This is a genomic window from Streptomyces sp. NPDC051133, from assembly GCF_040682635.1.
Taxonomy (GTDB): domain Bacteria; phylum Actinomycetota; class Actinomycetes; order Streptomycetales; family Streptomycetaceae; genus Streptomyces.
On record NZ_JBFBBK010000142.1, the window covers coordinates 1 to 4078 of the forward strand.

3 protein-coding genes and 2 pseudogenes are annotated in these 4078 nt (G+C 68.2%); 4 read left to right on the forward strand and 1 reads right to left on the reverse strand.

Features of this window, described 5'->3' with window-relative positions; genetic code table 11:
- From AB0N17_RS45425 to AB0N17_RS45440, 4 genes and pseudogenes are all read left to right on the forward strand, one after another.
- Positions 1–261, forward strand: a 261-nt coding sequence (locus AB0N17_RS45425) for a hypothetical protein (protein ID WP_366017556.1), incomplete at its 5' end; no start/stop codon positions are given.
- Between the two features lie 38 nt (positions 262–299).
- The gene (locus AB0N17_RS45430) at positions 300–1550 is read left to right on the forward strand and encodes a Glu/Leu/Phe/Val dehydrogenase dimerization domain-containing protein (RefSeq protein ID WP_366017557.1); all 1251 of its coding nucleotides are present in this window, start codon (positions 300–302) and stop codon (positions 1548–1550) included.
- 212 nt (positions 1551–1762) lie between these two features.
- Complete coding sequence (locus AB0N17_RS45435; RefSeq protein ID WP_366017558.1) at positions 1763–3154, forward strand: VOC family protein; 1392 nt, start codon at positions 1763–1765, stop codon at positions 3152–3154.
- A gap of 422 nt (positions 3155–3576) precedes the next feature.
- Positions 3577–3927, forward strand: a pseudogene (locus AB0N17_RS45440) (HAD family acid phosphatase); the annotation flags it as partial.
- 31 nt (positions 3928–3958) lie between these two features.
- On the opposite strand, the pseudogene AB0N17_RS45445 reads toward AB0N17_RS45440, so the two are convergent.
- A pseudogene (locus AB0N17_RS45445) lies at positions 3959–4078 on the reverse strand (winged helix DNA-binding domain-containing protein); the annotation flags it as partial.

Below are 4078 nucleotides of genomic sequence, written 5' to 3' on the forward strand. Positions count from 1 at the left end.
GCTGGTCGTCCGGTCGATAACAGCGCTCTAGACTCCGGCTGCTGTGGCCTGGCGGGCAACTTCGGTTTCGAACGCGGCCATTACGGCATGTCCGTCGCGGCCGGCGAACAGGTCCTTCTGCCGGCCGTGCGCGCTGCCGCACCGGACACCGTCATCTTCGCCGACGGGTTCAGCTGCCGCACGCAGATCACCCAGCGCACCAACCGCGGCGGCACGCACCTGGCCGAGCTCATCGCCCGCGCCCTGGCCCCCTGCCGCTGACCACCTCCCCCCCGTCACACCAGACAAGGAATTGCACTGTGCCCGACGCACTCTCCCTCGTCGACGACTGGGGACCCGAGAAGATCGTCGTCGTCTCCCACCGGCGTACCGGCATGAAAGGCGTGCTGGTCATCGACAACACCGCCCGTGGCATCGGCAAGGGCGGCACCCGGGTGAGCCCCACCCTCACCGTCACGGAAGTCGCCCGGCTGGCCCGGGTCATGACGTGGAAGTGGGCGAGCGTCGACCTCTTCTACGGAGGCGCCAAGGCCGGCATCGTCGCGGATCCGACCTCCCCCGACAAAGAAGCGATCCTTCGAGCCTTCGCCCGCGCCCTGTCCAACGAGGTGCCGAGCGAATACGTCATGGGCCTCGACATGGGCCTGACCGAGAACGACGCGGCCATCATCCAGGATGAACTCGGCGACCGCGGCGCGGCCGTCGGCACCCCGGACCACCTCGGCGGGGTCGCCTACGACCAGCTCGGCGTCACCGGCTACGGCGTCGCCGAGGCCACCGACGCCGCCGCGCGGCATCTCCAGCTGCCGCTTGGCGGCTACAGGGTTGCCATCCAGGGATTCGGAGCCGTCGGCCACGCCGCGGCGGCACGGTTCGCAGAACTCGGCTTCACCATCGTCGCGGTATCTACGGCCAAGGGCGCTCTCCACGATCCCACCGGACTGGACGTCCCTGCCCTTCTGGCCGCTCGCGACGAGCACGGCGACGACTTCGTCACCCGCCACCGCCAGGGAACGCCGCTCTCAGCCGGCCAGGAACTGACCGTCGGCTGCGACATCCTCGTACCCGCAGCCCTGCAGGACGTCATCGACGACGCTACGGCCCGCCAGATCCAAGCGAAGCTCGTGGTGGAAGGTGCCAACCTGCCCACCTCACCACAAGCCCAGGCCGTCCTCGCGGCACGCGGCATCTTCGTCCTGCCCGACTTCATCGCCAACGCCGGAGGTGTCGTCGCCGCCGCATTCGCCATGGACGCCCGCTACTCCGGATTCCGGCCCGAGACACCGACCATCTTCGAAACGATCTCGCAGCGGCTGCGAGCCAACGCCGTCACCGTTCTGGAAGAAGCCCAGCGGCGCGGCACGACCCCCCACAGCGCCGGCCGGAGCCTCGCCGAAGAACGCGTGCGCGCCGCCATGCGCAGCAAGGGCCGCCTCAACCCGCGAGAGCAACCTGACACCACAACTGCCCACCAGCGGAACTCAACCCATGGCGAAAAGCAGCCCGGACACGAAGTGTGTGCCCACCCCGGCGCCCTTATCAGCAGGTGAGTTCACCACCCCGGAAGCTCCTCCTGCTGAGGCCAGTGGTACCTGCCTGCCCCACGCACACGGCTCAGCGCATTCTGTGTCCCCGGCAGCACAGAGCCGCTCGTGGAGGACATTTGGTGCCAGGGCCCCCGCTCACTGCCCAACCGGTCCCCTCCCGGAACACCTCCACTCCGAAGCCCATGGTGATTCCCGACGAAAGGCTGACCATGTCAATCACCAGTCAGTGGCAGCTGCGGGCCCTCTTCGCGCTGCGGCTCTCTCAGATGTACGGGCGGGAAGTGCCCGCCTACACCACCCTCGTGGACGTCTCCCGCGAGGTGAACGGTGACGTCCTTCGTGCTCAAGGCGCCGACGCCGAACGCCTGGGATCCATCAGCCGGGTGACCGCCGAACGGCACGGAGCCATCCGCGTCGGCACACCGCAGGAACTGCAGCAGGTGGCGCGGATATTCGCCGCCCTCGGCATGTACCCGGTCGGCTTCTATGACCTGCGCGAGGCCGCCGCCAGCGCCGTGCCCGTCATCTCGACCGCCTTCAGACCCGTCGACAGTGACGAGCTCGCCCGCAATCCCTTCCGGGTCTTCACCTCAATGCTCACCCCGGCCGACCCCCGCTTCTTCGACGCCGACTTGCGTTCCCGCCTGGAAACCTTCCTCGCCGGCCGCGAGCTCTTCCCGCCAGAGCTGCTCACGCTGGCCGACCGGGCCGCCACGGAGCAGGAGCTGCCAGAGGAAGAGGCCGAACGCTTCCTCCGCCTGGCCGTCCAGGCATTCGAGCTGTCCCCCGAGTCGGTCGACAAGGCCTGGTACGAGACCCTGGAACGGATCTCCGCCGTCGCCGCCGACATCGGAGGGGTACGCAGCACCCATATCAACCACCTCACCCCCCGCGTGCTGAACATCGACGACCTGTACCGGCGCATGACCGAACGCGGCATCGAAATGATCGACACCATCCAAGGGCCGCCGGCATGGAAGGGTCCCGACGTCCTGCTTCGGCAGACCTCCTTCAGAGCCCTGGCCGAACCCCGCGCGATGCGCACCCCCGACGGCAAGGCCGTCAGCGGCGCCCTACGTGTCCGCTTCGGCGAGGTCGAAGCCCGCGGGATCGCCCTCACCCGCAAAGGCCGCGCCCTCTACGACGACCTCCTCGGCCGCATCGACCACCAGGCCTGCCAGAACCCCGCAGAAGACCGCGACCACATCGCGCGTGCCGTCTGGGAGCGGCACATGCCCGCATGCGAACAGGAACTCGCTGCCAAGGGACTGGCCCACTTCACCTACCGGCTCAGCCCCGACCGGCCCCACGACGGCAGCAGGCCGCCCACCAGCCTGAGCGAACTGCTGAAGGAGAACTGGGTATACGCCGAGCCCATCGTCTACGAGGACTTCCTGCCGCGCTCAGCCGCCGGCATCTTCCAGTCCAACCTCAGCGGCGAAGGCAGCCGCGACAACGACAAGGAAGGCGCCACCTACGACGCGGCCTGGCTCTCTGATGCCATCGGCCGCGACGTACTCGACCCTTTCGCGCTCTACGAGCAGCAGCAGAACCACTCCATCGGACAGATCGCCCACCAACTGGATCTCGACGGCCCCCTCGGCTGACCCTTGCCCTCCGAGGGGCCATGACCAGCGCCACACAGCCACCCTGCACGACCTGCACGCCCACGCCCTTGCCGGCCACAACCGCATCGGCGTTACCGCCACCGCAGGCAACGGCTTCAACACCCGCACTCCATTACCGGAGAGAACCTCCTCGGGCTCACCGCCGGGCGACGCCGGCACTGGCTCCCCGAGAAGATACCCGCGGGTATTGCACCCTTCCGCTCACGCTTCTACTCTTTCCGCGGTTTTGTTCCTGCCCTGACAAGAGCATCCTGTTCTCGCCTGCTCTCCTACCGGAAAGGCCCGCATCCCCCATGGGCTTCGTCACCAAGCTCGCCGTCGCCGCCATCACCGTCGCGGTCACCGCTGGCGTCACCTCACCCGCTGCCGCGGCGCCGTCGCCGGACACCGCCAGAGCCGTCATGACCACGCACGCGACCGGTGCGCAGGCCACTGTCACCGAGACCCAGTGGCTGGCCGACGTGTCCACCGCCATCACGCCCGCGTACAGCTGGATCGAGCAGCGCACGGCGACGCCGTCATCACAGCAGCTGGCGATCGTCTTCGACATCGACAACACCGCGCTGGCGAGCTACTTCCACCCCTTCACCGAGCCGGCCACCGAGAAGGTGCTCCAGCTGGCACAGTTCGCCCATCAGCGAGGGGTCGCCGTCATGTTCGTCACGGCACGGCCAGAGTTCATCGATTCGATCACCCGGCTCAGTCTGAGCAACGCCGACTACCCCATCAACGGCCTCTACAGTCGCGATCTGGACGAACTGCTGGAGCCGCTGCAGACATTCAAGACCGGTCAGCGCATCGCAATCGACCGTGCGGGCCGAGGAACCACTCGCGCCGCTGCCAGCCCATCGGCGTGGGGTCCAGCGCCGGCAGCAGGGCCGCCCACGGCTCGGGCTCGGCCAC